The sequence below is a fragment of the Shewanella sp. KT0246 genome (assembly GCF_019654955.1).
In the GTDB taxonomy this organism is placed as follows: Bacteria; Pseudomonadota; Gammaproteobacteria; order Enterobacterales; family Shewanellaceae; genus Shewanella; species Shewanella goraebulensis.
In genome coordinates, this window is sequence record NZ_BPEV01000008.1 from 19,618 (window position 1) to 45,965 (window position 26,348).

The following is a 26,348-nucleotide window of genomic DNA, read 5'->3' on the forward strand; positions in this document are numbered from 1 at the left end:
TGCCAACAGCTCACTACGGTATTGTCCTAATAACTGGACATTAGGATTGTTAGTTATGCTGCATAATCAATTCTAACTGGTCATGTTTCTTTATTGATAAAAAAGCCGTAATAATGGCTTAGCCGATTTTCAACAAGGACTGAAAATGAATAACCTCACCAGCAATAAGACCAAGCAGTGGATATCACCTTTTAAACGCTCAGCAAGCTTGTTGGCATGTATGAGTATCACTGCACTGGTCAGTCATAGCAGTGTTGCCGATGGACAGGATATTCGTTTTAATCAACTTGGATTTGGAGTGAGTGCAGTAAAAACTGCCGTGATTAGTAATACAGCGTCTGAGAGTTTTAGCCTCATTGAGCAAACATCAGGCAAAACGGTTTATCAAGGCAAGCTCAGCGCCCCTAAAGCGTGGCCACCCTCTGCAGAAACCGTAAAACTCGCTCGATTTGATGATTTTACTCAGGCAGGTGAATACCAGCTAAAAGTTGATTCCCTTGGGATCTCCCATCCTTTTTCAATCTCTGAATCTCGCTATAATCAGCCATTAAAAACGGCCATGCGAGCTTACTTTTATAATCGCAGTGGCGCGGTTATCCAACAAGAGTATGCTGGCATATATGCCCGCCCGGCAGCGCACCCAGATACCATTGTTTATGTTCATCAATCTGCAGCTTCAAAAACCAGACCCGAAGGTACAGTGATTTCGTCCCCTAAAGGCTGGTACGATGCCGGCGATTATAATAAATACATCGTTAATTCTAATATCACGGTTTATACCTTATTAAGCGCACTGGCAGAGCAAGCTGATGCGCTATCAAGCCTCAAGCTTAATATTCCAGAATCAAGCAATAACTTGCCCGACACCCTTGATGAAATCCTGTGGAATATGGATTGGATGCTCACCATGCAAGACCCCGCAGATGGTGGTTTGTACCACAAGCTCACCACCAAACGCTTTACCGGCGAAGATGAAATGCCGCACATGATGGACCAGCCCCGTTATGTCATCGCTAAATCTACCGCAGCCACTCTGGGTTTTGCAGCAACTATGGCTAAAGCTAGCCAAATATTGGCTCAGTATGATGCGAACTTGCCAGAAACCTCCTTTGACAACACCAGCTACAGCCAGCAATTACTTCGCGCGGCCAAATATGCATGGCAATGGGCGATTAAAAACCCCGACATTCATTATCAACAACCCGCTGATATTCACACAGGTGCTTACGCGACAGCTGGAGACGATTTAAAAGATGAATGGTTATGGGCTGCAGCTGAGTTATTTGCAGCAACTGGCGAAGATGAGTACCTCAATGCAATTGAGTTACCCAAAAAACTGCGAATTCCTGAATGGGATAAAGTCGAAACCTTAGCTTTGATCACCATAGCAACCACTGACAAGTCACCCAAAAAATTAAAGCAGCAAGCCCAGTCACAATTATTACAGCTGACTGATAGCTGGATAAAGGTGGGCGAAGATTCAGCTTATGGCCTAGCGATTAGTGAGCAAGACTTTGTTTGGGGCAGTAACTCCAACATGCTTAATAAAGCCGTGACTTTAGTTCGAGTTAGTCAGCTATTATCCACCACAGAGCAACAAGACAGTTTGTATACCAAACACGCAGAGGCCATTGTCGATTACATTTTTGGTCGCAACCCTCTAGGGATTTCTTTTGTGACAGGTGTAGGGCTAATGTCGCCTATGAATGTTCATCACCGAGCCTCTATGGCTGATGGCATTAAAGCACCAATTCCAGGCTTTTTAGCAGGCGGGCCGCAACCAGGTCAGCAAGATGCGGGCGACTGTAAAAAACAAGGCGGTATTTACCCATCACCCCATGCTGCTTTGTCTTATATTGATCACGGCTGTAGCTATGCCAGTAACGAAGTGGCGATTAATTGGAATGCGCCGCTGGTATACATGTTAGCGGCGCTATCTGAAACAAAGTAAGTGCATTAGGAGTTAGCCGCGCTTTATGAAACGAAATAAGTTCAAGCGGTTCTGTATTAAAAAATGATAAAAAAAAGTCCTATGCTGAGCACAGTGGTCAATAGGGTATTGCGGGTAAAGTACGCTAATAGGGTCGCCACAACACCGCAGACTAAATAACTATTATTAAAGCTAATATCTAAATGGCCTTCTGGAGCAAAGACAATTGGCGCCAAAATAGCGGTTAATACTGCTGGCGCCGAGTAGCTTAAAAACGTCAGGGTTTTATCGCTGAGTTTTAGTGGCAGTTTAGGCTCTAACAGTAAATAACGGCTAATGAAGACCAACGCAGCCATCGATAAAATAATTATCCATATCATGACTGTTCTCCTACTGAATCAGCTGACTTAACGGGCTCTGAGCGTTTATGTTCACCGGTGAGCTTGGCATAAGTCACCCCAGCAAACATCCCCGACAATGACGCAATTAATAGCCCAGCTTGAATATCAAAAACAGCACACACCACAGCTAAGGTTAATGACACCAACACACAAATAAGTATCGACGGTTTTTTAACTGTCGGAACAACCAACGCAATAAACGTGGCCGCAATGGCAAAATCTAATCCCAGTTCATCAAGATTATCAATCGATTGACCAGCGATAATCCCTAAAAGAGTGGCAATATTCCAACCAATATAAAACGTTAACCCCCCACCAAGGGCGTACCAGCGATCAAACTTATGTCTTGCTAATGTCGATGATGGCGATGATGGCGATGATGGCGATGATGGCGATGATGGCGATTTTGATGATGACAATGGCGGTTTTGGTGAATGGGAAGTGTCATCAAGTGGCTTATTACTCTGATTATTATGATTATTTTGCAGCTCGACACTGTCATTATTGACTTTAGCAGCGTGCTGACTGTGATTAGAAATAGCGAATAATTCATCAGTGAGTAAAAAGCCTAACCCGAGACGCCATTTTAGTGGCAAAGAGCTTATTTGAGAGCGCATTGCCATGGCGTAGAGCAAATGCCTTGAGGTAATTAATAGCGTGGTAATTAAAATACTGCCTAAGCCCACACCCGCTTTAATCATACCTAGTGCCACTAATTGCGCACTACCTGCAAAAATAATCGCCGACATCGCTTGGCTTTGGCTCGCAGTTAAGCCAATTTCTAACGCAAGTGAACCCGCTAAAATCCCCCAAGGGATCACTGCAATAGTTAGCGGCATAACAGCCAGTAAGCCTTTCAAGAAAGACTGGCGCTTTAACTTGGGATCTCGCTCGTCGGTAATATCATATTCAGGCATGTTATAGCGCTTCCATGAAAGAGAGGTGGCAAGTTATCGTGAGAATCCACATCCTTGTTGCCACAAAGCATCAACTAAAGACTAAACTAGCAAACAAACAAAAATTAGCATATTCGAATAAACAAAATGTAGTTAAATTTTCTTATAAACATAAAAAAGCTGCCCGTAGGCAGCTGATTAACTCACTATATTATTGACTCTCTTTAACTGGCTTTTTTAACTGGCTACCTTTTTAAATGGCTATCTTTAAATGACTATCTTTAAATGACAATCCGTATCTGAAAACCCACTCTAAATATCAAGCAAAGTCAGTATTGTTTTACCAAGTAAAGTTTCTACGACCTCTCGTCCTTCCCCAGGAAAATGTCCATCGACCATTTTGATTAAGTTGGTCATGCCATTTACGGTCATATCCGATGGTTCTGGCAGAGTTGAATTAGCCACTAGCATATTCAAAATATAGCGAAAGTGCTTAACCGATAGCGCTTTATGCCAGCTCTCAGTTAATGTCTCTTTTGAACTAAAATCTAATTGCTCAGCAAATATCGGGAATACTTTCCCTTTTAGCGCATGGGCAAACTCTTTATTCGATTCGTAATAGCCTTGTAAGGTACTTTTTCGCACCCCTGCAACTTTGGCAATGTTGTCATACGTCACACAATGCCAGCCACTTTCAAAAAAGATATCCAAAATAATTTGGTTATACTTCTTAAAGTTAGCTTCTTTCTCTTCTTTAGAAATCTTCGCCATTACTTTTAACTCTTTAATTAAGTGCCCTTTCAACTGCTGTTCATTGTGCACGAATCTCACATAAAATCAATATTGGGTACTTGGTATTGATAATTGCAATTCTAAGGTTAGTAGAAAAAAGGCCTCCAATTGGAAGCCTTTTTAAATCTATATATTCATTACGCTTTCTTAGCCAACAACTCAGTCAACCTGTCTATCTTAGCATTAAGCTGTTTAATATCATCTGCAGTCGCCACTTCGGCACTTTTTTCAGCTCCAGACTCAGCTTCTTTTTCACCCTGCTCTTCTCGCATGATTTTGGTTTCTTCACCCATCACATCAAGCACGGCTCCAACCATCATATTGAGGAAAACAAAGGTGGTTAAGAAGATAAAGCTTAAATAATACAGCCAGCTTAATGGGTATACTTCCATGGTTTCGTACATGATGGACGTCCAGGATTCGAACGTCGAAATACGGAACAAGGTCAGCATCGCAATCGACACATCACCCCACAAAAAGTCATTCACATTGGCAAAAAACATGCTGCCAATAGCGCCGTAGATATAGAAAATAACGAACATTAACAAGGCGATATAGCCCATTCTTGGGATAGCTTTAAGCAATGCGTTAATCAGCATTCTTAGCTCAGGCACCATAGAGACCAATCTGAGTACACGGAAAATACGCAGTAATCTTGCCAGCAAAATGGTTGAACCACCAAGCGGTACTAAGCTGCCAATGACGATAATAGTGTCAAAGATATTCCAGCCTTTAGAGAAAAATGATTTGGTATTATCGCTCGCCATAAAGCGAATAATTAGCTCAATCAAGAAAAACGCCGTAATTGCGATATCTAATACATATAGGCTGTTTTCAAGCAGCGGTGGTAGCTGGTAAGTATGCGCACCGATCGACAAGGCTGATACGATAATCACAAAGATAACAAAACCTTGGAAGGTTTTACTTTGATCAACTTTTTTGAGTGTATTGAGAACGGCTGAGGCTTGCATACTGGCTTATTGGCTCCTATAAATACCCCCTCAATTTTGAGGATGGATGAGACTACTTAACCAAGATTAAAATAGTCTTAAAATGCGCTCCTATAAGCTCTAGCTTATGTCGCAGTAAATTTGAGAGGCGCTAATATACAAGCTTGTTATCTTTTACGCTAATTAACTAATATTAAAGATATATTGTCAGCTACCATTTATAGACTTTTCAATACACTACACTGTGCGACTTTGTTAAATAAGCTGTAGTAGCTCAGACTTGGTCAGCCAATCACCTTAGCTCCCCATCTAATACACGTTGGAGAATCCAGATCTAAGTCAGCAATTTGCTTTTGTTCTTCCTTTTGTGATTTCTCTATTAAAAAATCCTGTAAGCAAAATAACTCTGAAGTATCAAAGCGATCATTGTTAGCATTGGGAGTAATTCCGCTATTGTTTGGGTTAACTAGGGTATTAACACTTGAATCTGAATTCTTGATTACAGTATTTGTTGAACCTTCTTCACTTGAGCAACCTTGTTTAGTCGGTTTGATTTCTTCAGTCGCAGTAACATCAGAACCAATGCCTGTTGCGATAATCATTAATTCAAGTTCGCTCGCTAACTCAGGCAATATAGTTAAACCGATAATCACCATGGCGCTTGGATCTAATTGTTGCTGCAATATCTCACCTATCGCATTGTATTGGCTTAACTCTATATCCTCTGTGGCCATGACACTGACAATCGCACCTTTAGCGCGACTAAAATCCACTTCTTCTAATAAAGGATTGTTAAGAGCGTTATTAATGGTATGAGTTAAATCTTGACCTTCAGCTTGCCTTGCCACTCCCATAGCCGCACGGCCTTGGTGACTTACTACTGCAACAAAATCATTGAGGTCGATATTAATTAAGCCTGATTGGCTTATTGTCGTGGTTAACCCTTGCAGTACGTCTTGTAAAATACGATTACTTTCAAAAAATGCATTCACAAGCGTGATTTTCTTATCCAGCGTTTTAATCAACTTATCATTAGGTAGCACAATGACAGAGCTTGCTTGTTGCATTAACTTTTCGACGCCTACTTGAGCTAGTAGATTTCTTTGATGGCCTTCAAACTCGAAAGGGGTTGTAACTACTGCCACTAACGGTTTGTTTAATTGCGCGGCAATCGACGCAATAAATGGAATGGCTCCTGTGCCTGTGCCGCCGCCCATACCACCCGTTATAAAAATTACATCCGCTAATTCTATAATTTCTTTAATTTGTTGCTCGGACTCTTGGGCGGCCTCGAATCCTTTTTCTGGGTCTGCACCAGCGCCTAACCCTTTGGTGGTTTCAGTGCCAATTTGAAGTTGGGTGTCACACTGTGAAATCGCCAGCGACTGGGCGTCCGTATTCACTGCAATCAGTTTGATATTGTCATTTAATGCTGACTCACTGAGTTGGTTAATCGTATTGCAGCCGCAACCTCCGACACCAAATACGGTAATACATGGCGCTTTACTGGTGTTTGGAATTAAATCGTACATGGGTCATTCTCCTTAAATAGACCCCTGTAACTTATCCTGCGATAGCGACAACCTCTGACGTAGCGTTTGAATCAATGTCGATTAAATCAATGTCGTTTGAATCAATATTGCTACTTTGATATTGCATGCTCACTTTTGCAATCAGACGAGTAAAATGTGCTCTTAACTTTTCAGGTGCTACCACTTCGATATTATCGGCCATCTCCCACAAAAAAGCTCTCAGCCTTTTACTGTCATTCACCGTCGCTTTAACTTGGTAGCGCCCATCTTTAAGTAATTGAATAGTTTGATTTTCACTTAACTTAGCTTTACGTAAAATAAAGCTAGCTGACGCCGATACTAATAGCTCGATATCAATAATATTTGATTGAGTTTCAGCACCGCTTAAATTGATATCAAAATCATCTCTGGTGACAGCAGGAGTATCAAGCACACGAATATCATTGAGCAAATCAATAGACTGCACATAACGTTTTGTATGCACGCTACCAACAGTAAACGCTAAAAGCGCCACCCCTTCTGAAATGGTTATTCCCTCTGGATTAATAGGGCTGTATTCAACCCAATAGCATTGGCCTTTAATCACTTTTTGAATTTGACAGGCAATCTGACGCTTATGCAGCAAAGCATATTGCACTAGTTTAAATGCGGCTGAATCTTGCTCTGAGTAAATTAATGGTGAAGGTTCAGGTAGCTGCGCCACTCGACAAGCCCAATACAACCATGGGTTATCAGGATCGCTTGCAAGAACTTGATCTGCTCGTTCAAAATAAGGGGTTAGTTGCTTAACGCTTTGTGGAGGTAATAACTGTGCAGCACTATGTTTTAAGGTGTGAAAGGCTAACGCCATGTGCTGATCCATCAAGGTTAAATTAAGACCACGCCAGCATGCAGAAATAGACCAACCAAAGGGTTTACATCGGTCATCAAGTTCTAGGCCAAAAAGCCCCATATCACTCATTGATTTCAGCTCACGCTGCACAGTACGTAAACCGACATCAAAATCCCTGTCTTGTAGTCGCTTAGTCAGCACATTTGCAGTGATCTTTCGTGGATGTCTGGGAATTTGTTCAAGCATTGCTAACTGACGCTGAATATTCGTTTGCATTAACCATCTCCATATCTTGAGTTAATAGCATATCGTCAAGCTGCGTCAAATTCTGTCGCAGCAAACTATTTATATCAATAATCCAGACATTTATCAGAGATATCTGCAGCCATTAACGCAAACTCAATTACTAAACTGCAGCAGGTTTCACTTTATTTTGATGCAATGCAAAAAAGAAAAAAGCCCTAAAAAATACATTTTAGGGCTTTAAGTTGGTATATAAGTGACTTAAACAGAACTTGATTTAAGCTACAAGTACCGTCTACAACTGCGCAAATTGGCGTATTAAGTTGTGATAAACATTGTGCAATTTATCCAGCTCGGTTCGCTCAGTGTTGCCTTTAGCAATTAACGCTTGAATGGATTGGTCCAGTTGATACAGGTTTTGCCGCAGCGAAGACTCTGCCACCATGCTTTGCATCCAAGTGATTGCGGCAACACGTTCACCACGCGTCACTGCTGTCACTTTATGCAAACTGCTTGATGGGTACACTACCGCATAACCTGCAGGTAACTTTATAGATTGTTCGCCAAACTCAGTAGCAATGATTAGCTCGCCACCATCGTATTCGTCAGGCTCAGAGAGAAATACTGTCATCGAAACATCACTGCGAAGTACCACTTGCGTATTTGGTACTCGCATCACCGCAGCATCGACATGAAAGCCATATTCTTCTGACTTAGCATAACGATTAAAGCAGGGTGGAAAGATTTGATGAGGCAAAGCTGCTGACACCACTTTCGGGGTTTCACCGATTTTAGTGAGCAACTGATTAGCTAACTGCTGCACAGCAGGATCACTTGCTACAGCTTGACTGTTTTGCTTAACCGCAGCTGCCATCCCCATGGCCGTATTTCGGCCATCATTCCAGTTTACATCTGCCAGTTGCTTACGGTACAAAGTCACTTCTTCTTTTGACAGTATTTGTTCAATGACAATCATAACTTACTCAATTCACTTTTGTTTCAATTAAGCACTGGCTTAAAATTCATAGGTCGCTGATAACTTAGCATTTCTAGCATCACCTAAATACATAAATGACCCAGAACGATATGCCGCAGTGAAGTATTCTTCATCTAACACGTTACCCACATTTAAGCGGAAGGTCAGTGACTCAGTGGCATTGTAGTTAGCAAACAAATCAACCACTTGATAGTTTGGCACCACAATGCTGTAGCGACCATTTTCGGTATCGTAGCCTGCAGCTGTATCAGGTTGTCCGCCATACATTTCGCTTTGGTAGGTGTAACCAGCACCAATCACAAATGCTTCATTAAGTTGATAACGCAGTTGCAAGTAGGCACTTTCGTCAGCAAAGTTACTCAGTGCTAGGCCAACGTTTTCTTCAGTGAATGACTCTAATACTTCTGAGTCCATAATAGCCGCTGAAAACTGCACGCTGAATTCTTCAGTAATATTACCTACCATGCCGAATTCAACACCTTGAACGCGGTTTTTACCCGTATTTAGTGTCCCTAGCGTTGAGTAGCTATCACCCACACTTTCCATTACGTCACTTTTAGTGATTTGGAATACTGATGCAGAAAACATAACCTTGTCTTCAAACATCATCCACTTAGTACCCAGTTCAATGTTTTCAACTAATTCAGGATCTGCCGCTCGCGCTTGATCGACATCACCACACACGCCGCCGTAACCACAACTCGCACCTAAGTCAGATTCGCCACCATTAATATTGGTTGCAGTGCTGTAATTAGCATAAATATTACCGTCATCAGTAATGCTGTAAACTAAGCCGATATGGCCGTTATACATGGTGTCGTCGTATTCATATAAAATGTCGCCATTACGAGTACTCGAAGTATCATTCTGGTAATCAAAGCTGTCTTGTCTTACACCAAAGAAGAGCTCTAACTCGTCGGTAAGCGCAACGGTATCCATAAAGTAAGCTGAAATAGTCTCAATTTGGTACTCAGCATCATTAATGCCTTTGCTGTAAGTACGCCCCATGAGTTTGTCGATATTATCAACCGTATTTCCTTCGCCATCTAAAATACAATAAGCACCCGCATCACCACGACGGCCAGCCGTTATACAGTTGGTTTCATTGCCGTTTACAATATCGTATACACCGTTATCAACTTGCTGGTCTGTGTATTCCAGTCCAAACACAAATTTGTTTTCCATACCTAAAATATTGGTATTCCAAAACAGATTGAACTGGGTACTTAAATAATCGACTTCTTGATTACCTTGGTGAGTACTGAGCGTTAATGTGTCAGCGCCAGGTGCTTCAAGATCCGTCTCGCTGCGTGTAGTACCACGAACACCCGTAGTGATGTAGCCGTTTTCAGTTTTACCCACGCGAGTCGCGTTATAAAACGTCAGGTTGTCGCTAATATCGTATTCAGTTCTTAGGGTAAATGTCATCACTTCTGAGTCTAAAAAGTCAGACTCTTGAGCATAAACAGGAATATCTGAAATTGGCTCACGTGTGTTTTGATCAAAGTAACTGCCTAAATCGGCAACATCTTTAGCATCTAAATAATAACCGTCAGCAACAAAAGATAAATCACTTGTTGGTTCAAACACTGCCGATAACTGCACGCCATTTCGCTCACGGCTTATCCCTTCACGACCGGGCTTATCTTCATCAGATAATAAGCCGTTAAATCTCACACCAACGGTATCTGAAATAGCATGGTTATAATCGACCGTGAGACGACGATGCTCATCAGTGCCTAAACCTAAATCGACTCGGCCTAAGTTATAAGACGTTGACGCCTTTTTAGTCACGCTGTTAATCGCACCGCCAGAAGAACCACGACCAGCAAATGTCGAGCTTGGGCCTTTGGTAATTTCTACCACTTCGGTGGCAAAACTTTCACGGGTTGTCATACCTGGGTCACGAAGACCATCAACAAATACATCACTGCGAGCTTCATGACCACGGATAATGTAACGATCGCCAAAGGCATTACCATTTTCACCCGTACCTAAAGTAATACCCGCTTGGGCTGACAAAATATCTTTTAAATCTGTTTTACCAGACTCTTGTATTTGGTCTTGTGTTAGCACTGTGATCACTTGAGGTGTATCAACCAAATCTGCCACACGGCGAAGATCGCCAGAAGACTCAGATAAGTAAATCGAGTTTTTCACCCCATGAACTTTAATACGTTCGATGGCTTCAGCAGATTGATTTTTATCACATTCAACTCCGCTAATTTCGGTATTACAAGTTTCATTCACCTCTGTTTTAGCAGCTGTGACTTCGGCTGATGCAGCATCTGCAAATACTGCAGGGGAGCCAAATACTAAGGCTGCAGCAACGGCTTGAGCGCCGAGTGATAAGTTTTTTTGCTGTACTGGTTTCATCTTCTGAACTGTCCTTTGTTAACAAAATTATGAAATTCAGGCGGATACTAACAAAAAATCAACATTAATGTAAATCGTTATCATTTAGATTTACATTTTCAATTGGCATATATTAGTCATTTATGTTTTTAGCAGATTTAAAAGGCGGTTAAACAAACAGGTTGAAGTTTTATATAGGTTGATCGATACTTGATTAATCAAGCATTATGCAACTATTAATTCAAGAGTGACTACCATGTCAGAATCACTATCAGCATTAATGGCACTTTCAAGTGCCTTTGGCCGCTTTAACAAAAAAATAGATCGTGCCTTAAGCGTCCACGGCATTAGCTTTACTGAGTTTCAAGTACTCGAGAAATTGGCACAATCACCTAATCAAGTGATGAGCCGTGTTGAACTGGCCGAAGCCACTAACCTCACCGCTTCAGGGATCACTCGCTTGTTAATGCCAATGGAGAAGATCCATTTAATCGATAAAGAAAAGAACAGCAGAGATGCCAGAGTCAGCTTAGTCAAATTAACAACGGCTGGAAAAGAGGTCTATCAGGATGCATCGGTAACAAGTCAAAGTTGTAGTGAGGGCACCACAAAGCAATTAACCGAGAAACAAGTGGCGCAATTACAGCTGTTTTTGAGCAAATTAAGTTAAGCAAATTAAATTAACTGTCAGTCTCATAGACTTCTAATGGCAGATCGTCAGGATCGCTAAAAAAAGTAAACTTTTTACCCGTGTATTCATCCACTCTTACGGGCTCAACCTTAATATTATGCCGCCCTAAATAAGCCACCGTTGCGTCAATATCATCAACCTTGAAAGCAAGGTGGCGTAAGCCCTGCGCTTCAGGGTAACTGGGTCGTTTAGGCGAGTTAGGAATAGAAAACAGTTCAATTTGGCTACCATCAGGTAACTGTAAATCAAGCTTATAAGAGTCTCTTGCTTCACGGTAATTCTCTGCAATCACCTTAAAGCCCAATACTTCGGTATAAAACCGTTTTGATACTGAATAGTCATTACAAATGATCGCCACATGATGGATTCCGTTGAACATAAAGCACCTATTGATACCATTAGAAAACAAATGATAGCGTTAAAAAAACAAACCCTGATAAATGACTCTATCAGGGTTTGTAATAAACCTCACTGCTGAACCTCATTGATAAAACGCACTGATGAATATCAGCTCAACAATGTATGTCCAAGCATATCAGTTCAATCTCAGTTCAATCTCAGTTCAATGCCAGGCGATTACACACCCACTTCAGCGCCGTCATCTTTACGTATAACCACAGTAGCAGCGCGGGCACGGACCGTTGTACCTGCTGGCGTTTCTTCAGTCGCAACAGCAGAATATGGCCAATTAGCTGGATGCTGGATATTAGCAAATACCGTGGTGTAATCTGGCGTAATTGCAAAACCAGTGACTTCACAACCATTAGGGCCAACAAAGAAGCGCTTTAACTCAGCTTGGTTATCAGCACTAACCACTTGCTGCTGACCATTGTCGTCCGTCATTGGCGAAGGCACGATCGCAAGCATTTGATCGTTAGTGTATTCCTCAACTTCATCAGCACCATTATCAGTTTGCACCCATAAAATACCGCGCTTATCAAAAGCTAATCCATCTGGGCTAGCAAATTGGTTAAGGTCAGTTAAGCCTGAACGGTTAGTGTCTTCATCGCCATCAGCTGGAGAACCAAATACAAAGATATCCCAAGTGAACTCAGTAGCATTGCTGCCCTCGTCCCAACGAATAATATGGCCAAAGCTGTTATTTAAACGTGGGTTAGCAGGGTTAGTGCTATCAACACGTTTAGTGTTATTGGTCAGTGTTAAGTAAACCGTGCCAGTAAATGGATCAACACTTGCCCATTCAGGGCGATCCATCGGAGTTGCACCAACTAAATCTGCCGCGCCTGCCGTATTTAGAATAATTGCAGCAATCGAGTCAAAGCTGTCAGCTAAGGTATTGCCATCAGTGGTGACACTGTCTAGTGTCAGTGGCAACCACTCACCCACACCATCTTCACTGAACTTGGCGACATATAAAGTGCCGTCGTTCATGTACTTATCACCAGTGATGATGCGGTTAGTTGAGTTAGCATCCGCTTCATCCCACAGCGCAGTAGATTCATACTTGTAAAGGTATTCAAAACGAGAATCATGACCGGAATAAAACACTACTGGCTTACCAACAGCTAACTTACCAAAGGTACAACCTTCATGGCGAAAACGCCCAAGTGCAGTACGTTTTACCGCACGAGAATTGGGGTTATAAGGGTCGATTTCAACAATATAACCATGGCCATTTGCTTCATTACGGTAATCATTAGCCGCACTTGATCCTGAAGGCGTTACATCAAAACGTGCAAATTCATCTAAACGCTCATCATCATTACCAGCAAGGTGATCCCAGCCATAACGAGTGCCTGAAGTTGATAGACCAATACGCTGCTGCTCTTGCGTTAACTCACCACGATTAACAAAATAACCTGGCCAGTTTTCTTCACACGTTAAGTAAGTGCCCCAAGGCGTGTAACCGTTACCACAGTTATTCAGTGTGCCACGGGCTTGGCTACCATCTGGAGAGTAACACGTTTCAAGGTATGAGCTGTACGCAAGCGGGCCAGCAATATCCATCACTGTCGCACCAGTAAAACGGCGGTTGTGGTCGTCATTTTTAACCGTTTCCCACATGCCATTGTTTAGCTTGATACGTACAACAGAGATGCCATGGGCATTGATTTCTTTACGAATTTCATCAAGCTCGGTGCGATGGCCATCAGCATCTACTGTAGGGCCCATTGGGTGCAATGCTGCTTGGTCAATATATTCGTGATTCACACATAATAAGCCGTCATCACCCGCTTCAGTTAATGGGAAAAAGTGCATGCCATCATGATGCATACCCATTGAGTTAGCTTGATCTTCAGCGGTATTTGAACCGTCCTCTTTAAACGCATTCGCTTTATCGTTTAAAGGCTCGCCCCAAGGCGCAAGTACATAAGCAGAGTAACCAGCAGCAACTGTTACCGCATCAGTTTTAGAACCAGCAATAGATTCAAAGCCTAGCGTTGCCTGACTCACATTCGGTGTATCTGGCGTGGTAGGAGTATCATCGACAGGGGTTGAGTCGTTATTAGAATCTGAATCAGAACTACAACCCGCTATTCCAAAACCACTGAAAGCAGTCATTGCACTTAATCCAAGACCACTTTTGACAAAGTTACGTCTTGAAAGGTGTTTATCTAATACTTCGTTAAATGGCGTGTTATTGCTCTTATTAAAACGAGTTGGATCAAATGTAGCCTTGCTCATAAAATATCCTTGCGATCAAAAGTTGCAAACGTTGTTGTATTTTTCGAACAGAGTAAGAATTAAATATGACAAACGAACTTAACTGAGATGACAAAAATAAAACAACTGTATGACACAAGGCGGAATTAACGATACAAATGTAATAAGCTCACTTCTAAACGATTTAAAAACGAAGGTAAAAGGAAGTAAGCAGAAAGGAAATGATGTGAAGAGGATGATGTGAAAGGGAAATAAAACTATTCCCCTATCAAGGCTGGGCTACTTGCGCTTTTTAGCTGATTCAGCCAATGCCTTTTGACGTGCTTGTTGTTTTAGAGAGCCTTTTTTAGCTTTACGTGGGGTAGCGACAGGCTCTTTCGTTAAGTCTGGTTCAAAACCTGGATACCATTGCTGCGGTAAGCGTCTATCTAGCTTTCGCTCTACCGCCACTAGCAAACCTTCATCATCTGGGCTGAGTAAGGTCACCGCAATGCCTTCTTTACCTGCTCTACCAGTACGCCCAATACGGTGAACATAATCTTCTGCTTTAAATGGCAACTCAAAGTTAATGACTGCATCAAGTTGTTCTATATCTAGTCCACGTGCTGCCACATCAGTGGCCACCAGCACGCTTACTTTACCCGTTTTAAAATCAGCTAAAGTCGACTCTCGCACAAATTGAGATAAGTCGGCATGAAACGGAGCAGCGTTGATATTGCTCGACTTTAATTGTTCTGAAATCTTATCTGCACCTTGTTTCGTGCGGCTAAACACTAAAACTTGAGACCAAGACTCTTTGTTAATAACATGGCTGAGTAAAGCAGATTTACGCTCACTATCGAGGTTATAAACCCGTTCAATAATTTTAGCTGCGGTGCTGTTTCTTTTAGCGGTTTCGACTATTTTGGGGCTACGTAATAAACGCTGGCTGAACCTAAAAATTTGATCATCTAAGGTGGCAGAAAATAATGCAGTTTGGCGCTGTTTAGGCAGACGTTTTAATACTTCAACAATTTCTTCTTTAAAGCCCATATCTAACATGCGATCGGCTTCATCTAATACAAAGTATTCCAATGAGGCTAGTGACATCACTTGATTGCGTAAATGATCCAGTAACCTGCCGGGGGTTGCGATCAAAATATCACAGTCAGCTTGTATCGCATTCACTTGGGCTTTAATACTCACACCGCCATAAACCACAACTGCTTTTATATCAGTACCATTAGCATAATCAGTGACACTCTGATGAACTTGCTGAGCAAGCTCTCGAGTGGGCACTAAAATAAGCGCTTTAATTCGCTTTTGATTATCTAAAACGGAGTCTGGAGCTGAACTTGTATCCGAAACGGCATTAGCATTCAATATTCCCTGTAAAATCGGCAAGGCAAATGCAGCCGTTTTGCCTGTGCCTGTCTGCGCCCCTGCCATGACATCTTCACCCGCTAACAGTAACGGTATAGCCGCAGCTTGAATGTCAGTAGGCTGCTCGTAGCCTAGAACAGTTAAACGCTGAGTTAATGTGGGGTGTAAACCTAAAGAAGAAAAAGATAACGCTGAGGCAGACATAAATACTCCATGATAATATCGCTACAGTTTACCACGCAGCCAATATACACAAAAGCATACGTCAGCTAATCATCAAGCGCTTAGTTTAAGCAAAACAACTGCATATTGGCTTCAATGGGTAAGCTAAATTGCTCAGGATTAATATTCACAAAACCATTATTTTTCAGCACTTTTATTGAGCCTATGTTGTTCTCTACTACATTCGCCAACAATGGCCGTCTATGACAGCGGGTAATAAATTGTGACACGGCATCAGTCGCAATGCCCTTGCCCCAGTTAGCTCGCCCAATCCAATAACCTAGGTAATGTTCAATCTGAAGTGGTGCATCAGCGCTTTCAGCAGTCATCGACCAACAGACAATACTGCCCACTAACTCCAAAGTACCTGCGTCATCTTTAAGCCAAATGCCTTCAGCTATCGCAGTATCACTTGCCAAGATATTCTGTTGCCAATGGGCGATAAAATCGGCTTTATTGCGCGCAGGAAAGTCAGCCATATCATTGGCAAGTGGATCATTTTGAAACTCAAATAGTAACGGTAAGTCGGCAGACGTGATGGGCTGTAAACTTAGATTAAGTTCTTGGGTTGCACTCATTAATCAGTTAACTCCTTTAATTGATTATTCTTGTAGATTCTTGATTCTCAAATCTTGTGTCTGGCTAACAATAATCACATATTATTTATTGAGCAAATGACTCATTAGCTGAATATCAACCTGAGCGTACTCGACACGCACCATGTTATGAAAATAATTAGATTTATTTCAATTCCTCACCTTACAATCAAAACCAATGAAACACCGATATCGAGAAAGTTAATCAATAATTTTACTGGCAATATGATTACCCTTGAAGCTATCTTTGTATATAAACAATAGGGTTTAGCTTGAGGAGAGCAAAATGGATAAAGCACTTCAAACAATGATTGATAATATGCCTGAAAAAACAGGTAAGTCACTGGCGCAATGGTTAGTCATATTATCTGAGCAAAACATTGAAAAACACGGCCAATCGGTTAAGTACCTTAAAGAGCAACACGGTGTCACCCATGGTTTTGCCAATACCATTGTCACTTTATCAAAGCAAAAAGATGAATCCGCTGATGATTTAGTTTCTCAGCAATATCAAGGTAAAGAGCAGCTCACACCCATTTATGACTTACTCACATCAACCGTTAAAGGTTTTGGTGATGATGTGGTTATTACGCCCAAAAAAGCCAGTGTGAGTATTATCCGCAAAAAGCAATTTGCCCTGATAAAACCTGCCACTAAAAGCCGAATTGATCTTGGTTTAAAGCTTAAAGATACCGCCCCCCAAGGCTGCCTTGAAGGTTCTGGCCCCTTTGGCACCATGTGTAGCCATCGAATACAGCTAAAAGAAGTCGGCGACGTTAATGCAGAAGTTAAACAATGGCTGCTAGAAGCATATAAACAATCGGTTTAGTGTCTATCTCAAACAGAAAATAACAATTAATGCGTGCTGTCCCTTATGGTAAACTACGCGCTAATCGAATATCGACAATTTTAGCTTTCAAGGAAACCCAAAGTGACTGATTCAGCCATGCGTCTTAATAAATACATCAGTGAAAGTGGCATTTGTTCACGCCGTGATGCCGACCGTTTTATTGAGCAAGGCAATGTATTTATCAATGGTAAACGTGCGCAAGTGGGTGACCAAGTTTCCTTTGGCGATAAAGTGAAAGTTAATGGCCAAGATATTGAGCCCCGTGATGCAGAAGACTTAGTATTTATCGCCCTCAACAAACCCGTTGGTATTGTCAGTACCACCGAAGGCACTGAGCGCGATAACATCGTCGATTTTGTTAATCACTCCACTCGTATTTTCCCTATTGGCCGTTTAGATAAAGACTCGCAAGGCTTGATATTTCTGACTAATAATGGTGATTTGGTCAATAAAATCCTCCGCGCTGGCAACAACCACGATAAAGAATACGTGGTCACAGTGAACAAACCGATTACCGATGACTTCATTAAAGGCATGGGCGCAGGCGTACCGATATTAGGTGTGGTAACTAAAAAATGTAAGGTTGAACAAGTCTCGCCTTATGCATTTAAAATCGTTTTAGTCCAAGGACTTAACCGTCAAATTCGCCGTATGTGTGAATACTTCAACTTTGAGGTCACTAAGCTTGAACGTCAACAGATTATGAATGTCAGCCTTAAAGGTCTACCCATTGGTGAGTGGCGTGACTTAGATAAACAAGAATTAGATGTGTTGTTTGACATGATCAAAGATTCTTCATCTGAAGATAAAAAAGCAGCACCAAAGAAAAAGCCTAAACCTAAACCGAAAACCGCTTCAGAGCGCAGCAAAATTGAAGGCCCAGAGCACTTTATGCAGCATAACCGCAGCACCAAGCATAAAGGCCAAGCCAAAGGTGGCGGCAAAGGCCAAACTAAAGGTCAGCAAGCTAAAGGCGCAGGCAAAGGCAGCAAAGGTAAACCAAGTGGTGGTCGCAAGCCTAACCGAGCTCGTTAGTCACGATTTAAAGCAGATATAAACAGGGCGTCAGTAGCAATACCGACGCCCTGTTTTTTAACAAGTTATTACTGCATTATTTGGTTAGTAAAAATGTCATTGGAATACTTAACCTTTCAGCCCAGTCGTTCTCGTTATGGGCTTTACCTTTAAAAAAGTGGCTTTGCCATAGCTCTTTATCATACTCAGCAGCCTCAAACAGTTTATCCACATCAGCTTGAAGCGGCGGATACATAGCATCAAGGGTTTGATCGCCATAATCAAAATACAATTTCACTTGAGGCTTAGTGGCAATCTGCTTAGCTAAATATTGATTAAACACCTGTGGGATCGGGTTATTGTCTTGAGCAAATGATCCTGGCCAATGGGTCGATAAACACGCAGCACCACCAAAGACTTGTGGATACTCTAACGCCGTATACCAAGAGATTAACCCTCCCATACTTGAGCCCATAATAAAGGTATTTTGCTTATCTGTTGCGACCTTGAAGTGAGTATCGATATAGGGTTTTAGCTCAGTAACGATAAACTCAGCATACTTATCAGAATACACCGCCTGCGCTAATAGCTTTTCAGTTTCATTGCGCTGGGTTTGATACAAACTGGTTTGCTTATCTTCACTTAAAGACTCAAACGGCTTTTGCGGAAAATACTCACTATGACGAGACTGCTCGGCATTATGAATGCCCACCACAATAAATGGTTTTATGTCCTCAATTTTATTCAAAGTTGCTGCAGTTTCATCCACTTCCCATGCCGTACCGTTCCATGACTTAGATGCATCAAACAGCACCTTGCCGTCATGCATATACACCACGGCATAAGGTGCGTTAGCGGGGTAATCTTCAGGTAACCACACATCAATAGGGCGTGGTTTTATAAGGGTAAATTCAATGTATTTTTCATCAAGACGTTGTAATGTCCCTTGGCTGACAGTAGGTAATGACTTTTGTGAAGATTCAGGTGCTGCACCAGTCTTAGATTCAATATTGACTGCCGCTGCGCTGTATGACAAAAAAGATAACACTACAGTCACTAACAGAGGCGTCGTCACCTTAATAAAAGACGTAGAACCATTATTCTTGTTTAGCTTAAAAGCCATATTGTTTTCCCTTACAACACGATTGATTACCCATAACAAACATAATTCAATTAAAAAAATAACACTAGCTAAATTAGCCATGCTTTAAGCTAGTTAGTAATGTCGTCCTAGTTTGAAGTGTCGTGTTACGGCCACAGCCTAAGCCGAACATAGCAGCGATGATACATCCCACTCCATAAAGCCATAATGCGGTCGTACAATTACCTAATAACGAAAATGCATATCCCACCAACGCAGGGGCAATGACCAAAACAATATGCAGTGAGTAAACCTACATTAGCGGGTTTGGTAAAAAAGGAAGTGGGGATTAGCGATAGAATGTGGTGCACAAATTTACTTATAAATTGTCGCACTGAAGGCATTTCCTCAACACCAAATCAGTGCAACATATATCAGAAAAGCTCGGTTACGAATCAGTAAGTGCTTTTATCACCATGTTCAAAAAAGCACTGTCGAAATCACCCAAGCGATATATGAAAGAGCTAGCACAATAATGATATTGCCGACTTTTCAGTTTGCTACTTGTTTAAAAATGACAATAACCAACTATGAATCGCATAACTGTATTTAGTCGGTATTTTATAAGCGAGTTGCTCTGAGCCTTTGCGTGTTATCAAATAAGTTATTTTAGCCACATTAACCACACCTATCACTTCAGATAATGGGTATTTCCTCGCACCAAATAGGCTTGTTTTAACAATCAAATTACCATGGTCAATCTTCAAGTGATTTGGTACATAATTTTTAATAATAAGGAAGCTAATGCCGAATGAAAAAATGAAAGCTAATAAGTACTGCAATGCAACAGGGATATATGTAAAACCTTCTAACGCAGATAAATATAATAAAAAGCCGCTAGTCATAATGGCCCACATACTAAGGCTAACAGGCACAGCCCACTGTCTAATGATTCCACCTCGTGTAGAGGCAACTCTTATTTCTTGAAAGCCAACTTCTTTAACGGTTGAGTCATTAGGTAATGGTGTTATTTGATGATTTTTCAATAGCCCTTTGGCAGTAAACTTATGCCTTTTATGCTGAACGACCAAAGCTAAATCAGTATCAAAATGCTGCTCAATAAACAGCGCTATATCGAGCATAGCTGGAAAACTTCTCATCGAAAGATTCCATTCAGGGTAGCTGTAGAATTTAAGACTGTAGTGATGATTAGCCCGCTCATTACTATCAAAAAACGCCTCTACCTCACCGCTGGTGAAACCTGACATTTCCAGTAAAGATAAACTGCGGTTAGTTATAACTTCTTTATTGGTGGTAATACCAAACCAAGACTTGGTTTTAATGATTTCTTTATTTACAGCATCAATAATTAATCGGTTAACTTTAAATACGGGGAAGAAAAAACAACAACCAACAAGGGCAATAATAAGTGGCATGAGTAGCTCGCCAGTATCTTGATAACCAAACCAACCTAAATATATAACCCCTGAACCTAACACGACCAATACTATTCCAAAAATGAAATCGATAAAGCCACCAGTATCTTGTAGCACAATACGGTCGTCAGTCTGCTTACAAATTTTATAACTCATTACATCCCTTTAATATTTTTTAGCCATTTAAAAACAAAGCCCCATTAAGAATTAACAGGGCTTTTTATTACATCAGTTAAGGTTTTTGACTAAAATACCATCGTTGGTCATCACTTTGCTTAAAAGAGCAAGCACTTCTGCGATAGCGCTCCATAGTGCCGGCCTTAAATTTGACTTTGAAACGCTTTATCGAATGCCCTTTATGTGAAGACTTTATGACCGAGTCATCCAACTCAAAAAGGTCATATTCTGTTAACGGCTCACTACCAAAGCGGCTCAAATGATTTTCATACCACTTTTTTTCAAGCCTTTCTTCACGTTTTTTCATTGATTTAGGTAGTAAGTGAAAAAATAGATCCGGATCATTTTTCAGATAACTATTGAGCATATAGTTTTTGCAGACTGCTTTTAAATTTTCATCAGAGCCGTCTTCAATTCCTGCAAAGCGCTCTAACGCACTTGCTGGAAAACTCAAGCCTAGACTTAACATCAAACTCAAAAACACACATCTTATTTTCATTACTATTCCTTTAGTTTTATCTTTAAAAATCCAATTATCCATATCGAGAAACTGAGGTTTATTAGTTGTTTTGCTGCGCCCTTCTGCGCTCCACATCTGCTTTAGTCATCCCCATAGCATCTGTCATATAGCACATTTTAACCATCTGAAACATTTGCACTAACGAGCTGATTCGGCCGGCATGCATTTGCACGTTTAACATCGCCATAGTCGCGCCCATTTCATCATTATCGCCAACGGATGATGCTAATGTACTTAAACCTGAATTTGCCTCTGTAATCTCAGCTATCATGCGTTGATATTCGGTGACATTTTCAGGGACATAACAGGTTGATGTTTCAGGAAGTTGGCTTAAAAAAATCTGATATTCATCAACAAATTTATTGGCCTCAACCAATGTTTGCTCACCGAGTTGTTGTAACTCTTGCACTTTGCCGCTTTTAAACATACCAATGGCGCTGGTCTGCGCCTCTGTCATTCGATTAAACTCTTCCATAAGCGCCAGCTGTTTATCGGTTATAACTTGGCTACGTTCCGTTATCGGTAATGTTTTAGCATCAAACGAGGCTATGGCGGCTTGGTTCCCTGCTAGGGATGCAAAACTTGTTGCTGTTAGTGCAGCCAACAATAAAGTGCGTTTTATATATTTCATTCTAAAATCCATTTTAGTTTTCGGTTTTTGATAGATTCATCTTATGTTTGCAACACTATAAACAACCGATAAAGGCCGTAGCACAACATGATTGATAACCCTAAAGCCAAGTGGTACGGCATTACATTAATGGCTTACGCTCTTAGATTCCAATGCGCACCTTCTAAACGAGCAAATAACATACAAAGATAACGCCTATAAGTATTACCTCAAACCAAAAAACATCCTTTGTAATAATTGTCATCATTACTGATTTAGCCCAGAATCCTGTATTTACATATTAAGGTTATATAGCAACCTGTTGGTTTAAATTAATAAATTAACAGTCGAATAGATAGTGAATAAAATGCCGCTAGCAAGGCGGCAAACATACGGATATGGAGTTTTAAAATGGATTTTAGTCAACAATGGCGCCCGTCATTAATTGCTGCTGCGCTATCATTAGCATTAGTCGGTTGCGGTGGTTCTTCTGATTCAGAAAAAGAAGCACTGAAAAATATTGCCCCTTTAATTTCCTCAAGTGCCCTGATAACAGCTACAGAAGATATTGAATATAGCTATCAAGTTGCAGTTACAGATCCTGATGATGCCAACAATGGTACTGATTTGAGCTTTTCACTAACCAATGCTCCTGAAGGTATGAGTATTTCTGACACTGGGCTTATCACCTGGATACCTATAGAAGGAATGTTAACTTCTGGGCTGATGTCTGTAATAGTGACAGATGGCGGCGAAGATAGCGCAGTCGCATCAGGGCAAAGTTTTGAAGTCATTGTGACGCCAATTAATGATGCACCAACCGTTACTCCTGTAGCAGAACAAACCGTTGAGTCAGGCTCTACTTTTACTTATCAATTGCTTGTTTCTGATGTTGATGATCTAGATATTGAAAATGATATTAATTTTGAGTTAGTTGAAGGTCCTGCAAGTTTAACTATTTCTGCATCTGGGTTAATTACTTATTCATCTTCTGTTGAAGAAACAACCAAAACGGATATTTCAATCAAGGTATCGGATGGAGAAGAAGACGCTGCGGAACCAGTGATGGTTGATTTTACTCTTGAAGAGCAATTTTTTATCACCATCAATGGTCAAACTATTAATTACTTTAATGGTGAAGCCATTTTAGGAAGCCAAATTAATATTTCGAATGGTTCTGAAATCATTCAAACAATGACTTCAACTGACGATGGAATATTTACTGGGCAAGTTCAAGATATTGAAATAACAGATCGCTTAACCCTTACTGCTGATGCAACAGGGTATGCTGAAGCTGCAATGAGTATTTCCAATGAGGAATTAACTCAACATCAAAATTTATTATTACAACCAGTTCATCAAACCGTAAGCTTTGATGCGACACAAGCTCATGAATTAAGTGTTGAAGATACTCTACTTGTTAACCTTCCAGAAAACAGCCTTGTTGACTCAAATGGAGATTTAGCTGCAACAGCTGTCGTCGCAGAATTAACCATTATCAATCCTGCGATTGATATCGAGATGATGCCAGGAGATATGCTCACCACTGACGAAAATGGCGAGCTTGTACCTATTGAGTCATTTGGTGCAATCACTGTTAGCTTTGAAGATGAACTAGGCAACCCGTTACAACTTGCTGAAGGGAAAACCGCCGAGATTCAAATTCCTGCAGTAGGAAGTAATTTACCTGCAAACATTCCACTCTATTATTTTGATGAAGTCACTGGACTTTGGATTGAAGAAGGAGAAGCAGATTTAATCACTGATAACGGAAAAATGTTTTATGTGGGAAATGTAAGTCACTTTACCACTTGGAATGCAGACAAAATTTACGAAACCGTGTTAGTTAACGGTTGTGTTGAAGATGGAGAAGGTAATTTAATTAATAATGCACGAATTATTGCTGATGGCCGCGATTATCTGGGACGTTCAGTTAGCTTCTCGATTGAGGACGGTACTTTTAGCTTACCTGTAAGAATCAACTCCACGATTTTACTTGGCGCAACAATAGGCTTTCAAAGTCGTACATCAATCATTAATACTGGTAATACAGACTACTCATTGTCGACTTGTTTGGTCTTATCTGAAGCACTTACAAAAGTAACGCTAAACTGGGGCGAAACCCCTTCTGATTTGGACTCACATTTATATATCACTGATGTCAATGGTGACCAAGAACACGTTTACTTTGCTGACCCAAGTGTCACTATCGGCGAAACTGTTATTTACTTAGATGTAGATGATACAAGTAGTTTCGGCCCTGAAGTCATTTCAATCCCTGATTTTCCAATTGAAGGCAGATATGATTATTATGTTCATAATTATTCTGGCGCACCTGATATAAATCCTGTCATGACAAGAGTTGAATTTATCTTTGACAACCAGCAACACTTATTTACCCCACCGACTGATGGAATAAGTGAATGGTGGCACGTGGCAAAAGTTGAAAAAGATGTTGATGGAGCTTTAGTTTTTACCGAAATCAATGAATGGGTAACTTCCCCAAGCTCTCTAGCACAAACGGCGGAAACAGCTCAAAGGTCACCTGTGGCGATTCCATTGAACAAGTTACAATCCGTTGTAAAAGGCTTAATTAGTAGTAAATATTACAAACAGTAAATTTAGCGAACAAGGGTTAAGCAATTGCTTAACCCTTTCCATATTTTGATTGTTATTAAATACAACTCTCACCTACCTCCCCTGATGATGCAACTACATTAAAGTAGGTATCTCAATTAACACCTGTTAAATAGGAAAATGTTAATGAAGCTATTCCGTATATTATCGCTTTTTTGCATAGGACTTTTAATACTGAGTTCAAGCTTATTTGCAGCAACTAAACCTCCACTATTTGAGTCACCTGTTGAAGTAAGAAAAAGCAACTCAGTGATAAGAAATTACTCGCCTTATCAGCTCATTAATCAAGTTGATAAATCAATTCACACAACAGAAATCAAAGGCAGATTGACAAGAGTTAATTATCGCTTAGATCCCAAGTTCACATCACACAATTTAATCAATAATTATCTTAATCAAATAAACTCATTAGGCGGAGAAATCATTTTCAACTGCCGTGATAATGAGTGTGGCAAAAGCTCAAATCTAAAAAATTTCTTAAAGCCTATTGATAACAACGGAAACGACAACCCAGCCCTTGTTACTGCAAAAATCACTCTTGATAACCGTGAATTATTCACCTCGATTTATATTTCCAGCTGGAAAAAAGCGACTAATATTCAACTCGATACAATTGAAGTGATTGAGGAACCGCTAGATATTATTGCTATTAATAAAGACTATCTACAAGCTGAAGTCAGTGAGATTACCGTAAAAGATAACAGTAACAAGGATGAAAGAGGCGCTAGTGACCATCCCATGCTAACGCGCATTCCTGGCGCTTATATTCAAGAATATAAAACATTCCAATTTGGCCAATCCAGAGTTGTATCGAGCAAAACGGGTAAAAACTTCACCACTGAAGTTGTTGAAGGAAAGATTACCGATATTGCTTATAAGTTACCCCGCAGCTATTCAGAATACGAAGTCGATGCAAACTATCAAGCAGCACTGAAAAAACTTGGCTTTATCGAGACTTTTAGCTGTATTGCAAAAGAATGTGGAACCCACACTAAATTCCAAAGAAACTTCAATGCTCTCGCCACCAATGGCTCCACAGAGAGCCAATTCTATCGTTTCTATTTACTGCAAAAACCAACAGGTAATGTATATGCGATGACATACGTGATTGGTTACATTAATGGCCTTTCGAGTGAATTAAGGATCATTGAAGAAAACGCCTTAAACACTAACCGCTTAACTATTGATTTAGATGGATTGACTGACAAAATTGCCCAAACTGGCCATGTCGCGCTTGACGGTTTATTGTTTGAATTCGACAGCGATAAACTGATGCCTGAGGCAATGGATGTAGTAAAAGTAGTTGCTGAGTATCTTAAAAGCCATCCAAAGCAACAATTCTATGTTGTAGGGCACACAGACGATCAAGGCGGGCAAAGTTATAATAAGGTGCTGTCAGAAAAACGCGCCAAAGCGGTTAGAAGTGCACTCATAAATGACTTTAATATTAAGCCAACTCAAGTTGAATCAACGGGTCTTGGCGAATATGCCCCAGTAGCTAGCAACATGAATGATGCTGGTAAAACACAAAATCGTCGCGTCGAGCTGGTATTGCGGTCGGACAGTAAATAATCGTTAATTCATAACATTGAAATACAG

General features: G+C 40.8%; 23 protein-coding genes. 7 read left to right on the plus strand and 16 right to left on the minus strand.

Annotation, left to right across the window (positions count from 1 at the left end):
- Positions 1-145 precede the first annotated feature (145 nt).
- The gene (locus tag K5Q58_RS05385) at positions 146-1,951 is read left to right on the plus strand and encodes a glycoside hydrolase family 9 protein (protein ID WP_220752945.1); all 1,806 of its coding nucleotides are present in this window, start codon (positions 146-148) and stop codon (positions 1,949-1,951) included.
- Between the two features lie 56 nt (positions 1,952-2,007).
- On the opposite strand, the gene K5Q58_RS05390 is transcribed toward K5Q58_RS05385, so the two are convergent.
- The 8 genes from K5Q58_RS05390 to K5Q58_RS05430 all read right to left on the minus strand — a co-directional run bounded on the left by K5Q58_RS05390 (position 2,008) and on the right by K5Q58_RS05430 (position 10,949).
- Positions 2,008-2,310: an AzlD domain-containing protein gene (locus K5Q58_RS05390; RefSeq protein WP_220752946.1), complete on the minus strand. Its 303-nt coding sequence runs from the start codon at positions 2,308-2,310 to the stop codon at positions 2,008-2,010.
- Positions 2,307-3,248 carry an AzlC family ABC transporter permease gene (locus K5Q58_RS21090; protein ID WP_259651244.1) on the minus strand — a complete coding sequence of 314 codons (942 nt, stop codon included), beginning with the start codon at positions 3,246-3,248 and terminating at the stop codon, positions 2,307-2,309. The genes K5Q58_RS05390 and K5Q58_RS21090 overlap by 4 nt, the downstream gene beginning before the upstream one ends.
- A gap of 291 nt (positions 3,249-3,539) precedes the next feature.
- The gene (locus K5Q58_RS05405) at positions 3,540-3,998 is read right to left on the minus strand and encodes a TetR/AcrR family transcriptional regulator (RefSeq protein ID WP_220752947.1); all 459 of its coding nucleotides are present in this window, start codon (positions 3,996-3,998) and stop codon (positions 3,540-3,542) included.
- Positions 3,999-4,156: 158 nt separating this feature from the next.
- On the minus strand, positions 4,157-4,990 hold the full coding sequence (locus tag K5Q58_RS05410) for an ion transporter (protein ID WP_220752948.1): 834 nt from the start codon (positions 4,988-4,990) through the stop codon (positions 4,157-4,159).
- 263 nt (positions 4,991-5,253) lie between these two features.
- Complete coding sequence (gene ftsZ, locus K5Q58_RS05415) at positions 5,254-6,501, minus strand: cell division protein FtsZ (RefSeq protein WP_220752949.1); 1,248 nt, start codon at positions 6,499-6,501, stop codon at positions 5,254-5,256.
- 31 nt (positions 6,502-6,532) lie between these two features.
- Positions 6,533-7,609, minus strand: coding sequence for a YafY family protein (locus K5Q58_RS05420; protein WP_220752950.1), 1,077 nt, complete (start codon positions 7,607-7,609; stop codon positions 6,533-6,535).
- Positions 7,610-7,871: 262 nt separating this feature from the next.
- A complete protein-coding gene (locus K5Q58_RS05425; protein ID WP_220752951.1) occupies positions 7,872-8,552 on the minus strand; it encodes a Fe2+-dependent dioxygenase in 681 nt (226 codons plus the stop codon).
- 39 nt (positions 8,553-8,591) lie between these two features.
- The gene (locus K5Q58_RS05430) at positions 8,592-10,949 is read right to left on the minus strand and encodes a TonB-dependent siderophore receptor (RefSeq protein ID WP_220752952.1); all 2,358 of its coding nucleotides are present in this window, start codon (positions 10,947-10,949) and stop codon (positions 8,592-8,594) included.
- A gap of 235 nt (positions 10,950-11,184) precedes the next feature.
- Between K5Q58_RS05430 and K5Q58_RS05435 the strand changes: the two genes are divergently transcribed.
- Positions 11,185-11,598, plus strand: a complete 414-nt coding sequence (locus K5Q58_RS05435; RefSeq protein WP_220752953.1) for a MarR family winged helix-turn-helix transcriptional regulator — start codon at positions 11,185-11,187, stop codon at positions 11,596-11,598.
- A gap of 10 nt (positions 11,599-11,608) precedes the next feature.
- On the opposite strand, the gene K5Q58_RS05440 is transcribed toward K5Q58_RS05435, so the two are convergent.
- The 4 genes from K5Q58_RS05440 to K5Q58_RS05455 form a co-directional block, all read right to left on the minus strand.
- On the minus strand, positions 11,609-11,998 hold the full coding sequence (locus K5Q58_RS05440) for a VOC family protein (protein ID WP_220752954.1): 390 nt from the start codon (positions 11,996-11,998) through the stop codon (positions 11,609-11,611).
- Between the two features lie 197 nt (positions 11,999-12,195).
- On the minus strand, positions 12,196-14,265 hold the full coding sequence (locus K5Q58_RS05445) for a PhoX family phosphatase (protein WP_220752955.1): 2,070 nt from the start codon (positions 14,263-14,265) through the stop codon (positions 12,196-12,198).
- Positions 14,266-14,523: 258 nt separating this feature from the next.
- Complete coding sequence (locus tag K5Q58_RS05450; RefSeq protein ID WP_220752956.1) at positions 14,524-15,810, minus strand: DEAD/DEAH box helicase; 1,287 nt, start codon at positions 15,808-15,810, stop codon at positions 14,524-14,526.
- An 80-nt stretch (positions 15,811-15,890) separates the two neighbouring features.
- Complete coding sequence (locus K5Q58_RS05455; protein ID WP_220752957.1) at positions 15,891-16,406, minus strand: GNAT family N-acetyltransferase; 516 nt, start codon at positions 16,404-16,406, stop codon at positions 15,891-15,893.
- Between the two features lie 304 nt (positions 16,407-16,710).
- Here K5Q58_RS05455 and K5Q58_RS05460 point away from each other — a divergent pair, with 304 nt between their 5' ends.
- Both K5Q58_RS05460 and rluF read left to right on the plus strand, forming a co-directional pair.
- The gene (locus K5Q58_RS05460; protein WP_220752958.1) at positions 16,711-17,253 is read left to right on the plus strand and encodes a DUF4287 domain-containing protein; all 543 of its coding nucleotides are present in this window, start codon (positions 16,711-16,713) and stop codon (positions 17,251-17,253) included.
- A 102-nt stretch (positions 17,254-17,355) separates the two neighbouring features.
- Complete coding sequence (gene rluF, locus K5Q58_RS05465; RefSeq protein WP_259651245.1) at positions 17,356-18,309, plus strand: 23S rRNA pseudouridine(2604) synthase RluF; 954 nt, start codon at positions 17,356-17,358, stop codon at positions 18,307-18,309.
- A 76-nt stretch (positions 18,310-18,385) separates the two neighbouring features.
- On the opposite strand, the gene K5Q58_RS05470 is transcribed toward rluF, so the two are convergent.
- Positions 18,386-19,411 carry an alpha/beta hydrolase gene (locus tag K5Q58_RS05470; RefSeq protein ID WP_220752959.1) on the minus strand — a complete coding sequence of 342 codons (1,026 nt, stop codon included), beginning with the start codon at positions 19,409-19,411 and terminating at the stop codon, positions 18,386-18,388.
- A gap of 380 nt (positions 19,412-19,791) precedes the next feature.
- Here K5Q58_RS05470 and K5Q58_RS21315 point away from each other — a divergent pair, with 380 nt between their 5' ends.
- Positions 19,792-19,905 carry a hypothetical protein gene (locus tag K5Q58_RS21315; RefSeq protein WP_374758481.1) on the plus strand — a complete coding sequence of 38 codons (114 nt, stop codon included), beginning with the start codon at positions 19,792-19,794 and terminating at the stop codon, positions 19,903-19,905.
- 24 nt (positions 19,906-19,929) lie between these two features.
- On the opposite strand, the gene K5Q58_RS05475 is transcribed toward K5Q58_RS21315, so the two are convergent.
- The 3 genes from K5Q58_RS05475 to K5Q58_RS05485 form a co-directional block, all read right to left on the minus strand.
- Complete coding sequence (locus K5Q58_RS05475; protein WP_220752960.1) at positions 19,930-20,961, minus strand: hypothetical protein; 1,032 nt, start codon at positions 20,959-20,961, stop codon at positions 19,930-19,932.
- 76 nt (positions 20,962-21,037) lie between these two features.
- Positions 21,038-21,577, minus strand: a complete 540-nt coding sequence (locus K5Q58_RS05480; RefSeq protein WP_220752961.1) for a hypothetical protein — start codon at positions 21,575-21,577, stop codon at positions 21,038-21,040.
- The gene (locus tag K5Q58_RS05485; protein WP_220752962.1) at positions 21,543-22,133 is read right to left on the minus strand and encodes a hypothetical protein; all 591 of its coding nucleotides are present in this window, start codon (positions 22,131-22,133) and stop codon (positions 21,543-21,545) included. Before K5Q58_RS05485 ends, K5Q58_RS05480 begins: the two co-directional genes overlap by 35 nt.
- A 390-nt stretch (positions 22,134-22,523) precedes the next feature.
- Between K5Q58_RS05485 and K5Q58_RS05490 the strand changes: the two genes are divergently transcribed.
- Together K5Q58_RS05490 and K5Q58_RS05495 are read left to right on the plus strand one after the other, a co-directional pair.
- The gene (locus K5Q58_RS05490) at positions 22,524-24,731 is read left to right on the plus strand and encodes a YfaP family protein (RefSeq protein WP_220752963.1); all 2,208 of its coding nucleotides are present in this window, start codon (positions 22,524-22,526) and stop codon (positions 24,729-24,731) included.
- A gap of 144 nt (positions 24,732-24,875) precedes the next feature.
- Complete coding sequence (locus K5Q58_RS05495; RefSeq protein ID WP_220752964.1) at positions 24,876-26,321, plus strand: OmpA family protein; 1,446 nt, start codon at positions 24,876-24,878, stop codon at positions 26,319-26,321.
- Positions 26,322-26,348 lie beyond the last annotated feature (27 nt).

Bases quoted from the DNA above. Each gene is read 5' to 3' on its own strand.
- K5Q58_RS05385 (WP_220752945.1), top strand. From the start codon at position 146: ATGAATAACCTCACCAGCAATAAGACCAAGCAGTGGATATCACCTTTT.
- K5Q58_RS05390 (WP_220752946.1), bottom strand. From the start codon at position 2,310: ATGATATGGATAATTATTTTATCGATGGCTGCGTTGGTCTTCATTAGC.
- K5Q58_RS21090 (WP_259651244.1), bottom strand. From the start codon at position 3,248: ATGCCTGAATATGATATTACCGACGAGCGAGATCCCAAGTTAAAGCGC.
- K5Q58_RS05405 (WP_220752947.1), bottom strand. From the start codon at position 3,998: ATGGCGAAGATTTCTAAAGAAGAGAAAGAAGCTAACTTTAAGAAGTAT.
- K5Q58_RS05410 (WP_220752948.1), bottom strand. From the start codon at position 4,990: ATGCAAGCCTCAGCCGTTCTCAATACACTCAAAAAAGTTGATCAAAGT.
- ftsZ (WP_220752949.1), bottom strand. From the start codon at position 6,501: ATGTACGATTTAATTCCAAACACCAGTAAAGCGCCATGTATTACCGTA.
- K5Q58_RS05420 (WP_220752950.1), bottom strand. From the start codon at position 7,609: ATGCAAACGAATATTCAGCGTCAGTTAGCAATGCTTGAACAAATTCCC.
- K5Q58_RS05425 (WP_220752951.1), bottom strand. From the start codon at position 8,552: ATGATTGTCATTGAACAAATACTGTCAAAAGAAGAAGTGACTTTGTAC.
- K5Q58_RS05430 (WP_220752952.1), bottom strand. From the start codon at position 10,949: ATGAAACCAGTACAGCAAAAAAACTTATCACTCGGCGCTCAAGCCGTT.
- K5Q58_RS05435 (WP_220752953.1), top strand. From the start codon at position 11,185: ATGTCAGAATCACTATCAGCATTAATGGCACTTTCAAGTGCCTTTGGC.
- K5Q58_RS05440 (WP_220752954.1), bottom strand. From the start codon at position 11,998: ATGTTCAACGGAATCCATCATGTGGCGATCATTTGTAATGACTATTCA.
- K5Q58_RS05445 (WP_220752955.1), bottom strand. From the start codon at position 14,265: ATGAGCAAGGCTACATTTGATCCAACTCGTTTTAATAAGAGCAATAAC.
- K5Q58_RS05450 (WP_220752956.1), bottom strand. From the start codon at position 15,810: ATGTCTGCCTCAGCGTTATCTTTTTCTTCTTTAGGTTTACACCCCACA.
- K5Q58_RS05455 (WP_220752957.1), bottom strand. From the start codon at position 16,406: ATGAGTGCAACCCAAGAACTTAATCTAAGTTTACAGCCCATCACGTCT.
- K5Q58_RS05460 (WP_220752958.1), top strand. From the start codon at position 16,711: ATGGATAAAGCACTTCAAACAATGATTGATAATATGCCTGAAAAAACA.
- K5Q58_RS05470 (WP_220752959.1), bottom strand. From the start codon at position 19,411: ATGGCTTTTAAGCTAAACAAGAATAATGGTTCTACGTCTTTTATTAAG.
- K5Q58_RS05475 (WP_220752960.1), bottom strand. From the start codon at position 20,961: ATGAGTTATAAAATTTGTAAGCAGACTGACGACCGTATTGTGCTACAA.
- K5Q58_RS05480 (WP_220752961.1), bottom strand. From the start codon at position 21,577: ATGTGGAGCGCAGAAGGGCGCAGCAAAACAACTAATAAACCTCAGTTT.
- K5Q58_RS05485 (WP_220752962.1), bottom strand. From the start codon at position 22,133: ATGAAATATATAAAACGCACTTTATTGTTGGCTGCACTAACAGCAACA.
- K5Q58_RS05490 (WP_220752963.1), top strand. From the start codon at position 22,524: ATGGATTTTAGTCAACAATGGCGCCCGTCATTAATTGCTGCTGCGCTA.
- K5Q58_RS05495 (WP_220752964.1), top strand. From the start codon at position 24,876: ATGAAGCTATTCCGTATATTATCGCTTTTTTGCATAGGACTTTTAATA.